15 protein-coding genes are annotated in these 18,548 nt (G+C 38.9%); all 15 read right to left on the minus strand.

Going from position 1 to position 18,548, the window contains the following annotated elements:
- Positions 1-4: 4 nt before the first annotated feature.
- Complete coding sequence (locus IGI44_RS10570) at positions 5-745, minus strand: ABC transporter permease (RefSeq protein WP_438787695.1); 741 nt, start codon at positions 743-745, stop codon at positions 5-7.
- A complete protein-coding gene (locus IGI44_RS10575) occupies positions 738-1,460 on the minus strand; it encodes an ABC transporter ATP-binding protein (RefSeq protein ID WP_438787696.1) in 723 nt (240 codons plus the stop codon). The genes IGI44_RS10570 and IGI44_RS10575 overlap by 8 nt, the downstream gene beginning before the upstream one ends.
- 71 nt (positions 1,461-1,531) lie before the next feature.
- On the minus strand, positions 1,532-1,930 hold the full coding sequence (locus IGI44_RS10580) for a GNAT family N-acetyltransferase (RefSeq protein WP_438787697.1): 399 nt from the start codon (positions 1,928-1,930) through the stop codon (positions 1,532-1,534).
- Between the two features lie 280 nt (positions 1,931-2,210).
- Positions 2,211-3,155 (minus strand): riboflavin biosynthesis protein RibF, encoded by a 945-nt coding sequence (ribF, locus tag IGI44_RS10585; protein ID WP_438787698.1) that lies wholly within the window; start codon positions 3,153-3,155, stop codon positions 2,211-2,213.
- A 117-nt stretch (positions 3,156-3,272) separates the two neighbouring features.
- The gene (truB, locus tag IGI44_RS10590; RefSeq protein ID WP_438787699.1) at positions 3,273-4,199 is read right to left on the minus strand and encodes a tRNA pseudouridine(55) synthase TruB; all 927 of its coding nucleotides are present in this window, start codon (positions 4,197-4,199) and stop codon (positions 3,273-3,275) included.
- A gap of 160 nt (positions 4,200-4,359) precedes the next feature.
- Positions 4,360-6,441: a cation:proton antiporter gene (locus IGI44_RS10595; RefSeq protein ID WP_438787700.1), complete on the minus strand. Its 2,082-nt coding sequence runs from the start codon at positions 6,439-6,441 to the stop codon at positions 4,360-4,362.
- Positions 6,442-6,445: 4 nt separating this feature from the next.
- Positions 6,446-6,736 (minus strand): hypothetical protein, encoded by a 291-nt coding sequence (locus IGI44_RS10600; protein WP_438787701.1) that lies wholly within the window; start codon positions 6,734-6,736, stop codon positions 6,446-6,448.
- A 122-nt stretch (positions 6,737-6,858) separates the two neighbouring features.
- The gene (gene rbfA, locus IGI44_RS10605) at positions 6,859-7,206 is read right to left on the minus strand and encodes a 30S ribosome-binding factor RbfA (RefSeq protein ID WP_438787702.1); all 348 of its coding nucleotides are present in this window, start codon (positions 7,204-7,206) and stop codon (positions 6,859-6,861) included.
- Between the two features lie 93 nt (positions 7,207-7,299).
- Positions 7,300-9,990, minus strand: coding sequence for a translation initiation factor IF-2 (gene infB / locus IGI44_RS10610; RefSeq protein WP_438787703.1), 2,691 nt, complete (start codon positions 9,988-9,990; stop codon positions 7,300-7,302).
- Positions 9,991-10,002: 12 nt separating this feature from the next.
- Positions 10,003-10,305 carry a L7Ae/L30e/S12e/Gadd45 family ribosomal protein gene (locus tag IGI44_RS10615; RefSeq protein ID WP_216410345.1) on the minus strand — a complete coding sequence of 101 codons (303 nt, stop codon included), beginning with the start codon at positions 10,303-10,305 and terminating at the stop codon, positions 10,003-10,005.
- On the minus strand, positions 10,298-10,594 hold the full coding sequence (rnpM, locus tag IGI44_RS10620; RefSeq protein ID WP_438787704.1) for an RNase P modulator RnpM: 297 nt from the start codon (positions 10,592-10,594) through the stop codon (positions 10,298-10,300). The genes IGI44_RS10615 and rnpM overlap by 8 nt, the downstream gene beginning before the upstream one ends.
- Positions 10,595-10,613: 19 nt before the next feature.
- Positions 10,614-11,831, minus strand: a complete 1,218-nt coding sequence (gene nusA / locus IGI44_RS10625) for a transcription termination factor NusA (RefSeq protein ID WP_438787705.1) — start codon at positions 11,829-11,831, stop codon at positions 10,614-10,616.
- Between the two features lie 317 nt (positions 11,832-12,148).
- Complete coding sequence (rimP, locus tag IGI44_RS10630) at positions 12,149-12,622, minus strand: ribosome maturation factor RimP (protein WP_438787706.1); 474 nt, start codon at positions 12,620-12,622, stop codon at positions 12,149-12,151.
- A gap of 166 nt (positions 12,623-12,788) precedes the next feature.
- Entirely contained in the window at positions 12,789-17,132 is a 4,344-nt protein-coding gene (locus tag IGI44_RS10635; protein WP_438787707.1) for a PolC-type DNA polymerase III, read from the minus strand.
- A 100-nt stretch (positions 17,133-17,232) separates the two neighbouring features.
- A complete protein-coding gene (gene rseP, locus IGI44_RS10640; protein WP_438787708.1) occupies positions 17,233-18,501 on the minus strand; it encodes an RIP metalloprotease RseP in 1,269 nt (422 codons plus the stop codon).
- Between the last annotated feature and the right edge of the window lie 47 nt (positions 18,502-18,548).

Below are 18,548 nucleotides of genomic sequence, written 5' to 3' on the forward strand. Positions count from 1 at the left end.
TAATCTATTCCCAACGGAAGAATTTTACCGCTAAACCAAATCCGAGAATCGTAATCATGACTAATAAAATCAACACAAATTGCGGATTCCCGATTGGTTGATCAAGACTGACACTTTTTAGTAACTTCACTCCTTGGGTCAAGGGAAGAATATTCGCTACTTTTTGCATGCCCTTCGGAAAAATTTCAAAAGGGATCACTGCTCCTGATAAAAAGAGCATAGGAAAATAGACAAGACTGCAAACTAGATTCGCAATCTTAATATTTTTACATACGCTGGCAATCAATAACCCTAAACTATACATCGCAATCATAACTAAAAAATAGCTTGCAATCAATAATCCCCAGTTTCCCTGCATCCTGTAATCAAGAAAGAGGATGGATACCAATGCGACGAGGCTCGCAGAGATTATCGCTGTGACCATAGCGACTAATACTTGCGTAGCGATCAAGTGCCCAGGTGAAGCGGGAGTCACGAAAAAGTGCTTCAATATTTTCTTATCACGATAGTCGCAGATCGTTAAGGGTATCCCCATGAATGCCGTGGCACAGATACCAACGACCAAGAGAGAGCTGAAACTGCTGTCCAAAAAGGTATAAGACATGTTTCCCGCCTGTTTATTTCCGGCAATCATACTCGTCAGTATCAAGACACCTAAGGGCATCCCGATTCCAAATAGAATACCGTCAATCGAACGAATCGCTAACTTCCCTTCAACTTTTGCCAAATTGATTACTTTACGCATCATTTTCCTCCCCTACGTACCAAAGATAAGCATCTTCCAAATTACTTTGAGAGCTCTCGGACAATAATTCTGGTATAGTTCCTTCAACAACCACATTTCCATTCTTAATGATGTAGATACGATCACATAGAACCTCAGCTTCCTCCATAAAATGTGTGGTCAAAAACATCGTTAAGTTTGTTTTCTTGAGCTTGAGCAAGGTCTGCCAAACATTTCTACGCGCCTCTGTATCTAACCCTGTTGTCAATTCATCTAAGAAAATAATCTCTGGATTAGGAATCAAAGCTAACACGATTGAAAGTTTTTGCTTTTCTCCACCTGACAGCTTCTCTACATATTGTTTTTCAAACCTTTCTAATTTAAATAATCTTAGAAGCTCACGATAATCCCTAGGTTGTTGGTACAAGCTGGCCAGTTCTCGACATAATTCATTTACGCGAATATTATTTTGATAACTAGAAGATTGCAATTGAACTCCAACCTTCTCAAAAACTTCCCGTCGCCGCTTTCTAGGATTCAATCCTAAAATTCTTGCTGATCCTTGATCGGGTCTTTTAATACCTAGAAGTGTTTCAATAGTGGTGGTCTTCCCTGCTCCATTAGGCCCCAACAGACCAAAAACTTCACCTTTGTTGATGGTGAAGGATAGTTGGTTGACGATTCTTTTACCGCCGATTTCTTTTGTTAAATGGTCAGCTACGATAGCTATACTCACGTATGATCCTCCCCTTTCATTAACAGAATACTGTCTCCTGTTAAGGGAGAGTCAACAGAAAGGTGATACTTTTATTGTGGCTTCACAATAAAAATTGTTCCTTCTTTTTGATACCCTTGCTTTTCATAGTAGGGGTCCACATCACTCATGACATACACCGTTTGGTCAAGAAAATCCTTGCATGCTTGTTCCATTAAATAGCGTCCATAGTTTTTTCCGCGACAATCTGCATCCACTAATAAATCATAGACATACATACCGAAGCCATCATCCTCACGACATCGTGCATACGCACAAATTTTTTCATTCTCAAACAGTAGATACGTGATAGAAGTCAATAATGCTTTTGAATACTTTTGCTTGTTCTCATCATTACAGTACTCTTCCCAATCAGGTTCTTTTTTCATCATTGTAAACAGTTCATCGGCATCCTCTTTTTGATAAGGACGGATATTCCATATTTCTTTCATTTAAAATCTCCTTTTTATATTATGATAGCAAACAGTCGAGAAAATACTAGAATAAAAATAAGGGACTGACCCAAAAGTCGTTTAGACTTTCGGATCAGTCCCTTTTCACAATTAAACGGCATCTCATAAGTAACGTCTGCGGATACTAAGCCAAAAACGCGCAAAGATTTGAGAAATACTGAGTAGATACCATTCTACAGCAGCTCCTACGCCACTATGTTTTTCAGGTAATTTCTTCCTATTCATTTACACTGTAGGCTTATAAGTCTGCTGCTGCTATTCAATGTTTAAAATATTCCCTTGTTGCTTGCTCGTCAGCTTGTAACTGTTGAATCAGCCCATCCACAGATTCGAAAGCCACCTGTCCCCGCAACATATGATACCAACGAACTTTCACTTTTTCACCATAAATTTCTTGATTAAAATCTAGAATATTTATTTCAACAGTTAACAGGCGATTTGTTCCAAAAGTATCATTATGTCCTATCGAACCCATTGCTGGATACCATTGATCCCCAATTTGGATTTGATTCACATAAACACCTTCTTTAGGTAATTTCATGTCCTCAGGTACTTGAATATTTGCAGTTGGATAACCAAGTTTTCTTCCTCGTGCCTCTCCATGAACCACAGTACCACTGATCTCATATATATAACCTAATAAGTGATTCGCCTCATCTAAACGTCCCTCAGATAATAGTCGACGAATTCGAGAAGAACTAATTTTTTCAGTTTCATACTCTTCAGTTTTTTTTGCCACAATCACCACTTCAAAACGATCTTTTGCGTATTTTGGTAATTTTTCAGCATCCGCCCTTTGATCTTTTCCAAAATTATAGTCAAAACCAGATACAGCAACACTAGCATGCAGGCCAACAATGTACTGATCAACAAACTCTTGCGGTTCTAACGCGGCAAATGATGAAGTGAAAGCTACTTCATACAGCAAATCCACTCCCAGCTTAGACATCCGTTCTTCTTTCTGTTTCAAAGTAGAAAGATATTGAATTGGTTTGCTTTGGACCTGTTGAAAGACAACCGCTGGATGCTGGTTGAAGGTCATAACAGCTAATTTTAACTTCTTTTCTTTCGCAATTTTTTTTCCAGTATTAATTACTTCTTGGTGTCCACGATGCACACCATCAAAAAATCCTAATACTAAAACACAATCTCCTGCAGGAATTTCTTCTGGTTTATAAGGATGCCGTAATTTAACAATTTCCATTAGTTCTAACTCCTAATTTATAGTCATGTATTTATTCTTTTAAAAAAAGATTGTTCTTCATGCCGGATATTCTCAAAAATAGGATACGTTGTCCAAACTCTAGCCTAACCGAAAAAGCTAATCAATATCATTTCGTATCACTTTGCTCGGCTTTAACAACCAGTCTTTTTCTGGATGGATCCCATAAAGGCTAACTAAATGATCTTTGTAGAAAAATGCAATTAACTCTCCCGGCATCTCTTTTATTCCAAAAGCCTTCATAGGTAAAAGCTGTCCGTTTTTCACCTTTTGCCAATCAGTGTCAGTCAAATCAATTCGAGGAAATTCTTTCATCGCCTCCTCAATTGGTTGCAATGCACGATCAATTTGATTTTGCTCCATTAACTCTTTGACTTGTGCTAAAGTGACTGCTTGTCCAACTGAGAATCCACCACTAGATAAGCGGGTCAAATCAGACATATGAGCGGGATAACCAAGAGCTTCTCCCAGATCTACAGCGAGTGTCCGAACATAAGTCCCTTTACCGCAGGTGACTTGAAATCGCCAACTTTGCGTTTTCGTTTTTTCATTATAGACCGGTGCCGTTGTCCGATAAAAACTTTCGATCAAAGCTTGTCGTTCAGGTCGTTCAACAGATTCACCAGCACGTGCGTATTCATATAAACGCTTTCCGTTAACCTTAACTGCTGAATACATTGGCGGCACTTGTTTGATCATTCCAACAAAGTTTGTCATCATTTGATCGATCTCAGTCTCAGTTAGAGGTTTGTCTACTGCTTTTTTCTCTACTACTTCACCACTTCGATCCTCTGTCGTTGTAGAAAAACCTAGCGTAATCTCCCCTTCGTAGATTTTTCCGCTCTCTTGTAAATATTCGATCACTTTGGTTCCTTTACCGATACAAATAGGTAAAATACCATCAACATCAGGGTCTAACGTACCTCCGTGACCAACTTTTTTGGTTTGTAAAATTTTTCGTAATTTAAAGACACAGTCATGACTCGTCATGCCGCGCTCCTTCCATAACGGCAAGATACCGTCCATCGCTGTTTCCTCATTTCTATTTATAATCAACGCTCCCATTATAGCATAGCTAATCTAAGAATTGATTAGCCAACTCTCTGAAAGTCTCTAACTAATTGATGAATAGTCCCACCTATTATTAGGCTAAAGAATAAAGAAAAACCGCCAAATAATGACGGTTTTAGTATTTCTTTTCTTTCGCCTTTTTCTTTTGTCGCTGACGATTAATCACAAATGAAATACTTGGATCTGAACGCTGCTGCATTGCATAAGATTCTAATTGATTGACTTGATCACGATAGTTATTTGCCGCGAAGTTAGAAATCTCTTCATTCACTTCGTATTTGTCAATAATTTTTCTTTCTAAATAAAATCCACGAATCAATTCTTTTGCGTAAAGCGGATCTTGCTGAATCAAATAAGTCCCAAACAATCCATGACCACTGACCTGATTCATCAAATTCTTTCGTTCATCTACAAAGAAATCGATTAAATCCTCATCATAAACATCACGTAGATTTTCCAAACTGTCTAATATAGCTTCACTGTTGCGAATAAAGATTTTTCGAAGTATGGAAATATCTTCATTATCAACCGTTTCTTTTCGCTTTTGACGTCGTTCCCAAAACATTTTCGGATGCATGACGACACGAATGATCCGTCGAACAAAAATTAGCCAAAAGCTAAGTAATGACAACATCTGTTTTGTAACCGACTCAGAAACATTTGAAATAAAACGCGAATATAAACGATAGGCGCCCGAATCAATTTGATGCCTTCGAAAACTTTCATCCAATCCATCTCGCTCAACTGAAATAATCAAGGCTTGAATTTCCTGAAATTCTTGTTGCGCGCTTTCTGGCATTGAATTATTGAAAAGCGTTTGGATTCGTCCTTGGTAATTTGCGATTACTGCAAGCAATGCAAATCGTTCTTTTTCATTCATTCTTTTCTTGTCTAGATCTTCATATAATTCATTAATGACTTCTCGCAGGATTAACATTCGCTTAGGATCGGTTAAAGGAACGACTTCGCCCTCAGATAAGATCGGTAATAGGATCATCCCGATAATCAGCGTTAAAAATGTTACACAAGCTGTAATAAAAAGTAGTAGCGATCGTTCGGGGAATTCTAAACCGTTGATTGTGGTTGGCAAAATAAAAATTGTTGCAATACTGACGGTCCCCTTAACACCGCCAAAAGTCAGCAATAAGCGATCTCTTAACTGTTCGTGGTTTCTCTTCCAACCTTGCGTCACGATATAAAATCCGCTGACAAATAGAAAACGTAACACGAATAGTAGCGCCGTTAGTAACAAGACAATTCCCAATAAATGAATATTGGAATAATTTCTACTATTCCAGACTGGTGAAAATACTTGAGAAAGTTCGATCCCTAAAAAGATAAAAACCAGAGCATTCAGCATAAAGCCGATTGTACTCCACGATATTTCTGTAACATTGGAGAGCTGCGCCTCAAATAAATTTACCCTTCGGAAGCCAGTTGCTTGCAACACTCCTGTTACAACAGCAGCAATAATTCCTGAGGCATGAAATAACTCAGCAATAAAATAAGCTGCGAATGGCAATATTAATTCAATCAGCAAATAAGCTGATACATCCTGAGCCGAGATCCGTTCAATAATTTTGATAATTTCATTTTTAACCCAAATAATTATTAATCCAACCAATACACCTACAATGCTTGATTCAAGTAAAGAGATCGAAGCATCCGCCGCAGAAAACTGTCCAGTTAACAATGCCGCTACGGCGAACTGAAAGGCTGTAACACCAGTCGCATCATTAATGAGCCCTTCTCCTTCTAAAACGTGCATAACTGATTCTGGGATGTTTAAGCGTTTGGCTAGCGAACTAACTGCTACAGCATCTGTTGGTCCTAAAGAAGCTCCAAAGGCCAAACAAGCCGCGATGGGAATAGCAGGTAAAATACTGTGCAGAACAAAACCTAATCCGAAAAGAGTAAAAATTACTCCACCAAAAGCTAGCAACAAGATTAAACCAAAATGTTTCAATATTGATGGAATATCTGCTGTCTCACCTTCTCTAAACAACAATGGTGCAATGATCATTACAAGAAAAACTTCTGGCTCAAAATGAATTGAACTACCAACTTCCGTAAAACCAAGAACAATTCCAATAATGATTTGAATCATAAAAATGGGAAAGGATGGAAACACTTTTGCTAAAACATTCGATAAGGTAATGGCAATGGCTAAAATGATGATAATCTCAATTAGGCCCATCCACTCACCTCTTGGAACAATTCTCTTTTGCCTTACATAATAGCTTTAAGAATTCTCTTTTTTTGCTGATGATTCGATCTTCTAACTCTGTTAGTTCTTTTGATTCACCATCTAATGAAAGCTGGGCACGTTTTGTTTCCATGCGCAACAAATCATGCTTCATTCGTTCTAGTTTACGAGAAGTCAACATATTGATTCTCTTTATTTTCTGTTTAACAGCTTTACGTTCTTCTGGACTAAGGTTATCAAACTCTTTGTGGAGCTCCTTCATCCGTTCTTCAAATTCTGTCGTCATTTTAGACTTTGCCTCCTTGAAAATATCCAGCAAAAGGACTTTTTACAAACTGCATACACTTTAACAGGATTTGCTCAATAATGCAAAAAAGAACCCGAAAATCTTTTCAGGTTCTAACGAATTTATTCTTTATTTAAGTCACGGATCATTTGATCAATCTTAGAACCATATTCAACTGATTCATCCAGTTCAAAAAATAATTCCGGTGTCTTATAAATTGACAAAGCTTGGCCTAGTTCACGACGAACCAATCCGCGTGCTTTGTTCAAACCTTCTTGCGCCTTTTCTTTATCTGAAGCTTTATCAGACAATAAGCTGTAATAAATGGTCGCTTGCTGCAAGTCTCCAGTGACGTGCACATCCGTGATATTCACGTCTTGAACTCGCGGATCACGAACTTTCTTCCGTAAGATGTCGTTGACTTCCTTTAAAATTTCTTGAGCAAGACGACGGTCGCGATAATTTGGCATAACGAATGCCTCCCTTGTTCATACTAGTGGATTTATTTTTCACACCGAGAGTTATTCCGCTACATATTAAAAATACATAGCGGAAAAGATAAATTATTTTGGTTTGATTTCTTCCATAACGAAGCCTTCGATTACGTCATCAACTTTGATGTCGTTAAAGTTTTCGATCATTGCACCACATTCATAGCCCATCTTAACTTCTTTCACATCATCTTTGAAACGCTTCAAGCTGGCAAGTTTTCCTTCAAGAATGACAATACCATCACGAATGATACGTACTCCGCTATCACGTTGGATAGATCCTTCATTAACGTAGCAGCCGGCGATTGTGCCAACTTTAGAAACCTTATACGTTTCACGTACAGTCATTTGACCAGTGATTTTTTCTTCGTATTCAGGATCAAGCATACCTTTCATCGCTGTTTCAATTTCTTCGATGGCTTTGTAGATAATTCGGTGTAAACGAATATCTACTTCTTCGGTTGATGCTTGTTGTTTCGCCTGTGGTGTAGGACGTACATTAAACCCAATAATGATCGCGTTACTTGCCGCAGCTAAAGTAACATCACTTTCGTTAATTGCACCTACAGCTGAATGGACAATTTTTACACGTACGCCTTCAACATCGATTTTCTTCAATGAAGCTGCTAAAGCTTCAGCAGAACCTTGTACGTCAGCTTTAATGATTACATTAACTTCCTTCAACTCACCTTCTTTAAGTGACTCGAACAAGTTATCTAGTGTTACACGTGCACTTGCACTGCGATGTTCAAGCAACGCACGTTTCGCACGTTCTTCCCCAGCAGCACGAGCTGTTTTTTCATCTTCAAAGATCGCAAAACGATCACCCGCTTGAGGAACATCATTCAATCCAGTAATTTCAACTGGTGTAGCCGGTCCAGCAGCTTTTTCACGACGACCAATATCATTCGTCATTACACGAACACGACCATAGGTGTTACCGACAACAATTGGATCACCGACTCTCATCGTACCTTGTTGAACAAGTAATGTTGCAACTGGTCCTTTTCCTTTATCCAAGCGAGCTTCAATAACTGTTCCGATTCCGTGTTGTGTTGGATCAGCTTTCAAATCTTCCACTTCAGCAACTAATAGAATCATCTCTAGCAATTCATCAATATTTTGGTTGAATTTCGCTGAAATCTCTACAAAGATTGTATCGCCGCCCCATGCTTCTGGAATTAATTCATATTCACTTAATTCTTGCATAACATGTTGAGGATTAGCACCTGGTTTATCAATTTTATTAACTGCCACGATGATCGGCACTTTCGCTGCTTTCGCATGATTAATAGCTTCGATTGTTTGTGGCATCACACCATCATCAGCCGCTACGACTAAGATCGTAATATCTGTAATACTTGCACCACGTGCCCGCATACTTGTAAATGCTGCGTGTCCTGGTGTATCCAAGAAAGTGATCGGTTTGCCGTCAATATCGATTTGGTAAGCACCAATATGCTGTGTGATACCGCCTGCTTCACCGCTCGTTACACGAGAATGACGTAAAGTATCTAATAATGTCGTTTTACCGTGGTCAACGTGTCCCATAATCGTTACAACTGGAGGACGAGATACTAAGTTTTCTTCATTCACATCTTCTACTTCGAAGAAACGATCAATATCTGCAATATCAATAGTTACTTTTTCTTGTGGCTCAATTCCGTAATCAGTAGCCAATAGCTCAATCGTATCTTTATCTAACGGTTGATTTTGGTTAACCATAACGCCCATCATAAATAACTTTTTGATGATTTCAGCTGGTTCGCGGTGAATCTTCTTCGCGATGTCTGCTACATTCATACCTTCAGTGTATTCTAAGACCTCTGGTAATTCACGGAATTTACGTGGTGGAACAGCAGGTTTGTTACTTTGTTGCTGTCTGCCCTTTTTACCTTTTTTATTAAATTTGTTTTTATTGCGATTTTGATTACCGCCAAAACTATTGTTCCGGTTTTGATTACCATAGTTGCTCTTACCACGGTTTTGGTTGCCGCCTTGATTCGAACCACTTTGATTTGAACGTTGCGCATTGTTTGCCGAACCTTGCGCTGGACGTTGGCCTTGGTTTTGACGTTGTGCATTATTTGAACTACTTTGTGCTGGACGTTGTTGTCCTTGGTTTTGGCGTTGCGCATTGTTTGCACTACCTTGTGCTGGACGTTGTCCTTGGTTTTGGCGTTGCGCATTGTTTGCACTACCTTGTGTCGGACGTTGTTGGCCTTGATTTTGGCGTTGTGCATTGTTTGTATTGCCTTGTGTCGGACGTTGTTGGCCTTGATTTTGGCGTTGTGCATTGTTTGCTGCACCTTGCGCTGGACGTTGGCCTTGATTTTGACGTTGCGCATTGTTTGCACTACCCTGTGCTGGACGTTGTTGTCCCTGGTTTTGGCGTTGTGCATTGTTTGTGTTGCCTTGTGTTGGACGTTGTTGTCCTTGGTTTGAACGGTTTACGTTCGCTGAGTTGTTTTGTCTATTATTTTGTGTCAAGTCTTTATTTCCTTTTCTATTCTGGAAATTTGGGTTGTTCTTTGAGCTCTTTCCATGGAATTTTGGTTTTTCGTGCTGGTTAGCTGATGGTTTTGCCTGAGTTGTTTGTTTCGGTTTGCTAGAAAAAGCTTTTTTCAATTTTGATTCATCGTCTCCAGATAATGAACCCATATGATTTTTTACATCAATCCCTAAAGTTTGTGCTTTTTCTACAACATCCTTACTTGATTGATTCACTTCTTTGGCAAATTCGTATACTCTTTTGTTTCCCATGCAATCACCTTCCTAACCTGTTATTAACGTCATAATTTTGTCAGCGAAACCTTGGTCTAAAACTCCGATTACTTTTCTCGGCTTACCAATTGCGCCTAAAATCTCCCCTTGAGTAAATTCGACAAAACATGTCGTTTGATAATACTTACTTTTATCTGATACTTTCTTTTGAGTGTTTTCACTCGCATCAGTAGTGACGATTACGAGACTCACTTTCCTTTTGCGAATCTCATTAATGGTCATTTCTTCTCCTGTGATCAGTTTGCCTGCACGCATTGCAAGGCCTAACATGTTCAAGGCCTTCTGTTTATTCATTGCCGAAGAGCTCTTTTCTGGCTTTTTGGTGTTTCACATAATCAAGTAGTTCTTGATAAAATTCATCACTTAAATCAATGCCGAGTGTACGGTCTAAAATGCGTTTTTTCCACGCTTCTTCAACCTCGGCTGGTTCTAGCGCGACATAGGCACCACGGCCCGGTTTCTTACCTGAAGGATCAATGGAAACCTCTCCTTCTTTGGACTTAGCGATGCGAATCAATTCTTTTTTGGGGAACATTTCACCGGAAACAACCGACTTTCGCAAAGGAACTTTTCTTTTTTTCATTTGCTGTCCTCCTAATAAATTATTGATCTGTTTGATCGGAAACAATATTTTCTTCATCTTCGATCATCGTATCCATTGTTACTTCTGCTTCTGATTCGATGTCTTCTACTTCCGTTTCGATTGCTTCTACTTCAGAAGTAATTTCTTCAACCTCAGTAACAATTTCTTCTACTTCTGACTCGTCATAGTTTTCATAAAAATCTTCCATATCCGATTCAGATTTGATATCAATCTTGTGAGCAGTTAGCTTAGCAGCTAATCGAGCATTTTGCCCCCGTTTACCGATAGCTAATGATAATTGGTAATCTGGTACGACAACCGTACAAACTTTTGGATTATCAATGTCAAAGATAACATCTTCAACTTGCGCAGGGTTTAAAGAGTTTGCGATAAATACCGCTGGATCTTCATCCCACTCAACAATATCCATATTTTCGCCTTTTAGTTCATTCACAATTGCCTGTACACGTTGTCCTTTAGGTCCCACACAGGTTCCGACTGGATCAATGTTAGGGTCAGTAGAACGAACAGCTACTTTCGCACGATCTCCAGCTTCGCGAGCTATGCTGACGATTTCTACAATTCCATCATAGACTTCTGGAATTTCTTGTTCAAATAAACGACGTAATAAATCTGGATGACTACGACTTACAAATACTTGAGGACCTTTTGACGTATTTTCTACTCGTGAAACATACACCTTAATACGGTCATGAGGTTTGTAGTGTTCATTTGGCATTTGGTCTTGTTTTGAAAGAACCGCTTCAATCTTACCCAAGTTTACATAGATATAACGATTATCTTGTCGTTCTACCACACCTTGCATGATGTCTTTTTCGTAGGCGCTGTATTCGTTGTAAATGATGCTGCGTTCAGCTTCACGTACACGCTGCAAGATGACTTGCTTCGCTGTTTGAGCAGCAATTCGACCGAAGTCTTTAGGTGTTACTTCGAAACGGATCGTATCTCCGATTTCATACGCTGGATTTATTTCCATTGCATCTTTCAGAGAAACTTCTAATTGCGAATCCATGACTTCTTCCGTAACTTCTTTCACGGCGTATACATGAATGTCACCTTTCTTCTCGTTGAATTCCACTTCAACATTTTGCGATTGACCATAATGGCGCTTGTAAGCAGAAACTAATGCTGCTTCTAATGCATCAATCACGATTTCTTTCGAAATACCTTTTTCTGCTTCTAGAGTATCCAACGCATTCAGCATTTCTTTACTCATGTTAACTTTCCTCCTAGTTCATACTAAAACATCTATTCTTAAAATTCGCTATGCCACCTATTTAAATAAATCACTATATATAAAGGCTAGCTCGTTATTAACGGATGAATTTTTTTACATAAAAATTCTTAAGAATCTCGTACGCATACCCTTTTACTAATTTGCTAACGCAAAAAGTAAAACTGACCAATCTATTTTTCAAAGAAAAATAAGTTTGATTTCACCATGTCTATTCTTCCACTATAATAATAGAAAATAGTTCACTTCAAAAAATGAAACGGACACCCTAACTAAGGATAATCCACGCTACTTTCCACTTAAAATTCGATGGCAAAACGCGCTTTGGCGATATTTTTACGTTCGAAAACCATATCTTTTGTTCGCGTTTTTATTTTAACAGTTAGTGTTAGTTCATCTTCAGTCAGATCTTTCAAAAAACCTTGATATTGTTTTTCGCCATCAATGTTTTGATAAAGAGAAATATTAATATATTCTCCCATTGCTTTTTGATAATCTTCTTCTTTTTTCAATGGACGTTCGGCCCCTGGTGAAGAAACTTCAAGGAAATACGCTTGTGGGATCGGATCAGGATCGATTGAATCCAGCTTTTCACTAAGCTTTTCACTAACAAAGGCACATTCTTCGATATCAATGCCGCCTTCTTTATCAATAAATACTCTTAAAAACCAACTTTTCCCCTCTTTGACAAATTCAACTTCAACTAACTCAAAATTCTGTTCATCCAAGATTGGTGTAACTAAGTCAGTCACTGTTTCGACTACACTGCTCAAACTGTCAGCCTCCTTTACTCCATTAAAAAGAGTGAGCGAAAAATCCGCTCACTCACCATCAGTCTATGATTACATTGTTATATTAACACAACTCTATTGAAAATTCAACCTTGTCATTTTCATGATGGAATTTCCTTTCATTTTTGTGCTGAATTTATCTTTTTCTTTACATATCAAATAATGAAAGTTGATTTTCATCTGGTAGATCTTTCAAGACACCATGAGTATCCATGTATTCAATCAAGGTTTTTGAAACTTTCCCACGTGAAGCCAAATCTTCTTTTGATAAAAAGATGCCATCTTTACGTGCTTCTACTATTTGTTTAGCTACGTTCAAACCAAGACCCGGTACAGCACGAAAAGGAGCAATCAACGTGTCTCCATCAATCACAAAATCTTGGGCATCTGATTTATATAGATCGATCATACCGAAATGGAAATCCCGTTCCAGCATTTCATTACACAATTCCAAAACTGTTAATTGATTCTTTTCTTTTGTAGAGGCGTCCATTCCTTTGTCTGTAATAGCCTTCATTGCGGCCTTCACCGCGTCTTTTCCTTTAGCCATCGCAACTAAATCAAAATCATCCGCTCGAACAGAAAAATAGGCACAATAATAAAGGATCGGGAAATATACTTTAAAATACGCCACCCGCAACGCCATCAACACATAAGCTGCCGCATGGGCTTTCGGGAACATGTATTTAATTTTCGAACAGGAATCAATGTACCAATCGGGTACATTATTCTCTTTCATCGCAGTTAGATACGTTTGACGTAAGTCATCGTCAATTTTATTCCATTGACCCTTACGAACAGTCTCCATGATTTTGAAGGCCATTCCGCTGTCTAAGCCCGCATGGATCAAATACACCATGATGTCATCCCGACAACCGATTACCTCTGCTAAATTCGCTTCACCGCGGCTAATTAATTCTTCGGCATTTCCTAACCAAACATCAGTACCGTGAGATAAACCAGAAATTTGTAATAGTTCAGCAAAAGTCGTAGGACTTGTTTCTTCTAACATCCCGCGAACAAAACGGGTACCAAACTCTGGAATTCCCAAAGTTCCAGTCTTCGAATAAATTTGATCAGCTTCTACACCTAAAACTTGTGGTCCAGCAAAAATCTTCATAACTTCTGGATCATCGGTTGGGATCGTTTTAGGATCAACACCCGATAATTCTTGCAACATGCGAATCACTGTCGGATCATCGTGTCCAAGAATATCAAGTTTCAAGACGTTATCATGAATCGAATGGAAATCAAAATGGGTCGTTTTCCATTCCGAATTTTGATCATCTGCCGGATACTGAATCGGTGTAAAGTCATAAACATCCATATAGTCCGGAATAACGATGATCCCCCCTGGATGCTGCCCCGTTGTTCGCTTAACTCCTGTGGCACCTTTTGCTAGACGATCAACTTCAGCATTTCTGAAATGCAAGTTATGATCCCGTTCATATCCCTTTACGAATCCATATGCTGTCTTATCTGCCACTGTACCGATCGTTCCGGCACGATACACATAGTCCTCACCAAATAGAACCTTGGTATAGTTATGAGCCTCTGCCTGATAGTCCCCTGAAAAGTTCAAATCAATATCGGGAACCTTGTCTCCGTGAAATCCTAAGAAAGTTTCAAATGGAATATCATGACCATCTTTGTTCAATCGAGCACCACATTTAGGGCAGGCTTTCTCCGGCATGTCGAAACCAGAACCATAAGAGCCATCTTCGAAGAACTCGGAGTACTGACATTCAGGACAATAATAATGTGGCGGTAATGGATTAACCTCTGTGATCCCGGTCATCGTAGCTACAAAACTCGAGCCAACGGATCCACGAGAACCTACTAAGTAGCCATCTTGATTACTCTTATGCACCAATTTCTGTGAAATTAAATAAATAACAGAGAAGCCATTACCGATGATCGAAGTTAATTCTTTCTCTAAACGTTTCTCAATAATGTCTGGCAATGGATCGCCGTAAAGTTCTCGTGCTTTATTGTAACTCAGAGTCTTGATTTCTTCCTCCGAACCAGGGATTTTTGGTGTATATAGATCATCTTTAACTGGAATAACCTCTTCACACGTGTCAACAATCGCATTGGGGCCATCCACGACAATCTCTTTTGCTAGCTCAGGACCTAAGAAACTAAAAGCTTGTAACATTTCATCTGTTGTACGGAAATGAACATCCGGTAAACTATGACGGTTCAACGGATTAGCTCCTCCCATCGAACTAATCAGAATTTTTCGGTAGATAGCATCTTCCTTGTTCAAATAATGAACATTACCCGTAGCGACAACCGTCTTATTTAAATCTTTACCAATTTGTATAAGATTCCGTAAAATATCTTCTAAATCCGCTTCGTTCTTTACTAATTCTTGCTCGATCAAAGGCGCATACACGGCCTTAGGCATTACCTCGATATAGTCATAAAAAGCGGCACGATTTTTCGCTTCTTCGACACCCTTTTGCATCATGGCTTCAAAAATTTCACCTTGTGAACAAGCAGAGCCTATCAAAAGATTTTCTCTTAATTTATTTAATTGCGAACGCGGAATTCGCGGTACTCGTTCAAAGTATTCTACATTTGACATAGAAATCAGTTTGAACAGGTCCTTTAAGCCTGCTTGATTCTTGGCTAAGATGGTTGCATGGAATGGACGAGCTCGTTTATACGAATCCCCTTCACCAACATGATCATTCAGCTGATCATGGTAATTCATTCCATGTTTTTCAATTGCCTCTTTGACAAATATCCAAGCCAAATGTCCAGTCGCTTCTGCATCATATACCGCGCGGTGATGCTGTTCCAGATTTACACCGAATTTCTTAGTCAAAACACCCAAGCCAAAACGTTTGAATTCAGGATATAAGAAACGAGCCAGTTCCAATGTATCGATGACTGGGTTTGGAGTTTCGGACATATCATGACGGACATATGTTGTATTAATGAAACCAATATCGAATGTTGCATTATGGGCGACTAAAATCGAGCCTTCGCAAAATTTTTCAAACAGCTCCATGACTTCTTTTTCTGGCTTTGATCCTCGCACCATTTCATCGGTAATTCCAGTTAAATTAATTGTTGTTTCAGACAACGGATGACCTGGATCGATAAATTCTTCAAAGGTATCAATGACATTCCCCTTGTGCATTTTAACTGCAGCCAATTCAATGATTGTGTCATAAACAGCAGATAAACCGGTAGTTTCTACGTCAAATACAACATAAGTAGCGTCTGTTAACGATTCATGTGCGTCGTTATAAGCAATCGGTACACCATCAGAAACAACATTTGCCTCAACACCATAAAGAATCTTCACACCTGCTTTTTTTCCTGCAGCGTGGGCTTCAGGAAATGACTGTGCGCCGCCATGATCTGTAATCGCGATCGCTCTATGTCCCCATTTTCCGGCTTGCGCTACTAAATCACTGGCACTGTTGATTGCATCCATCGTACTCATATTCGTATGCAAATGTAATTCCGAGCGTTTTTCTTTCGCTGTGTCCTGACGTTCTGGATGTTTCACCTCTTGAATGTCTTGCGCATTCATAACAAGATCTCGCATAAAGGTATCTTCTTGGACACTACCGCGAACGCGAATCCAACTATTATTTGCGATTGCTTCAAAAATCGCTTCATCTTTTTCGCCATTAGAAAATTTCTTCACAACAAAAGATGAAGTATAATCCGTCATTTTTAGAATTAGAATCTTCCTTTTCGATCGCAACTCACGGACTTCTTTGTCAAAGATAAATCCTTCAATTGTAATGCGTCGTTCCTCTTCAATAATATTTCCCATTGGAGTGATCGATTCATCCGCAGGTATATTGCGTCCCATTTGGATTGGTCCATCGAAATGAGCAGCACTTTCCTTCTGTTCTTTTTTCTTCGATTCATATTGAGCTAAACTTGCTGCTGCTTGTTCTTGCATTGCTTGCGCTTGTTCTTGTTTTCGCACTTCGAACTCTTGAAGCTTTTTATCCGCTTGCTCCTTGTCAACTTCAGGATCAATTCGTAAATGCGGAAAACCATATGAAACTAGATTGTCCTCAATTAATGGCAAATATTGCTGCTTTAAAAATGGAATCACCGTTTCATTGTCAATTAGCAAAACAATCCGTTTGTCTTGAATGACAGGTAAGGTTTTACTTAAAACTTGTTTGACCAGCGGCGTATCACAATCTTGTTCACTCAAAGCTAGTTGCCAATAATTTTGCAGAAGCTCTTCTTCAAACTGATTATCTTCTGGTATGATATGTAATTTCACTTTCGCGATCGATTGAAAAGCAATTTGTAGTTTTTGATGAAACGTATAAAACAATTTTGCCGACATAATTTGCGGTGTTTGAATAAAAAACTCCCACACACGCGACTTTTCATGAACAACTACTTCCTTGATCTCTGACGCTTGGATCACTGGATGTTGTTGCTCTATCTCAGCTAATTCAATTTGTCGTAATAAATTTTCGAATAATTCACGATTTTTAGACAAAATGACATCTCCTTCACTTTTTCAAGTATGTTCCAGTATACCTTTTTTTTTTTATGATTGCATTAGAAAAAGGATCGAAAAAATTTCGATCCTTTTTCTTTTAAAAGAAGAAACGCTGGATATCGTTCCACGTGACCAGAATCATCAATAACATGATAAATCCAAAACCAATCATAGTAATCATGCCTTCTTTATCTGGATCAAGCGGTTTTCCTCGAATCCCTTCAATCAGATTCAGCAAGATCTTGCCCCCATCAAAAGCAGGGATCGGCAATAGATTAACAATTCCTAAGTTAACTGAAAGTAATGCCATTAAATAAATAACTGTTTTGATTCCAGCACGAGATGCTTCAGCTGACATTTGATACATCATCACAGGACCACCTAGTTTATCTAAACTAAAGCCAGTAAAGAGAGAGCCTAATGCACCGAAAATTCTCTTAACCATATCCCAGGATTGTGTCAAACCACCTACGATTTTATCACCAAAGCCTGTTTTCATATAAGGTCCGACTCCGATTTGACCAACCTTTTCACCATTGCTTTTTATCGTCTTTGGTGTCATTTGAACAGTCTTCTCTTTACCATTCTGTTCTATAACTGCAGTCAGTTCTTTTCCTGGCTTTTTGGTAACTGTATTGGTCAGATCATCCCACGAAGAAATTTTCTTCCCATCAACTGATAGAATTGTATCATTAGCTTTTAAGCCGGCCACAGCCGCTGGACTATTTTCCTGTACCTCACCAATTTGATTTGTATCATAAACCGCGACACCACCCTGTAAAAAGGCCAACGCGATAAATAGTACGACAGTTAAAATAAAGTTGTTCATTGGTCCGGCGAAATTCGTCAAAATACGTGACCCTAACTTTGCCGATTGGAATTGTACATCCCGTGGTGCGATCCGAACTTCTGTCCCATTTTCTTCAATCACAGTAGCATTATGTTGAACTTTATAGGTTGTTTCTCGGCTTTCATCACCGTTGACATACCCTTTAATGACTAAATCATCAACAAGATCAGCAGAAATCAGTTCCATAGGAATACTATTAGGCAGCTGAACTTTTTTGCTGACATTGATTCGTTGTACCTCATTTTTCGGAGTCAGTTCAACCGATAATGGCATACCTGGACTCAATTCCGTCTCTTCGTCTTCAAGACCGGCCATTCGCACATAACCACCGATCGGTAACAGTCGTAATGTATAAGTTGTTCCATCTTTCCCCATATGAGCAATCAATTTTGGACCCATTCCGATCGAAAATTCTCGAACCAAAATTCCTGAACGTTTCGCAAAGAAAAAATGTCCAAATTCATGAACGATCACTAGGACACCAAAAACGATTAAAAACGTAATAATCGTACGCATAATTCTCCTACCTTCATTAGTTTCTTAGGGTTAGTTTATCATAGTCT

Origin of the sequence: Enterococcus sp. DIV0756 (genome assembly GCF_051710745.1) — a bacterium.
Classification (GTDB): Bacteria; Bacillota; Bacilli; order Lactobacillales; family Enterococcaceae; genus Enterococcus_A.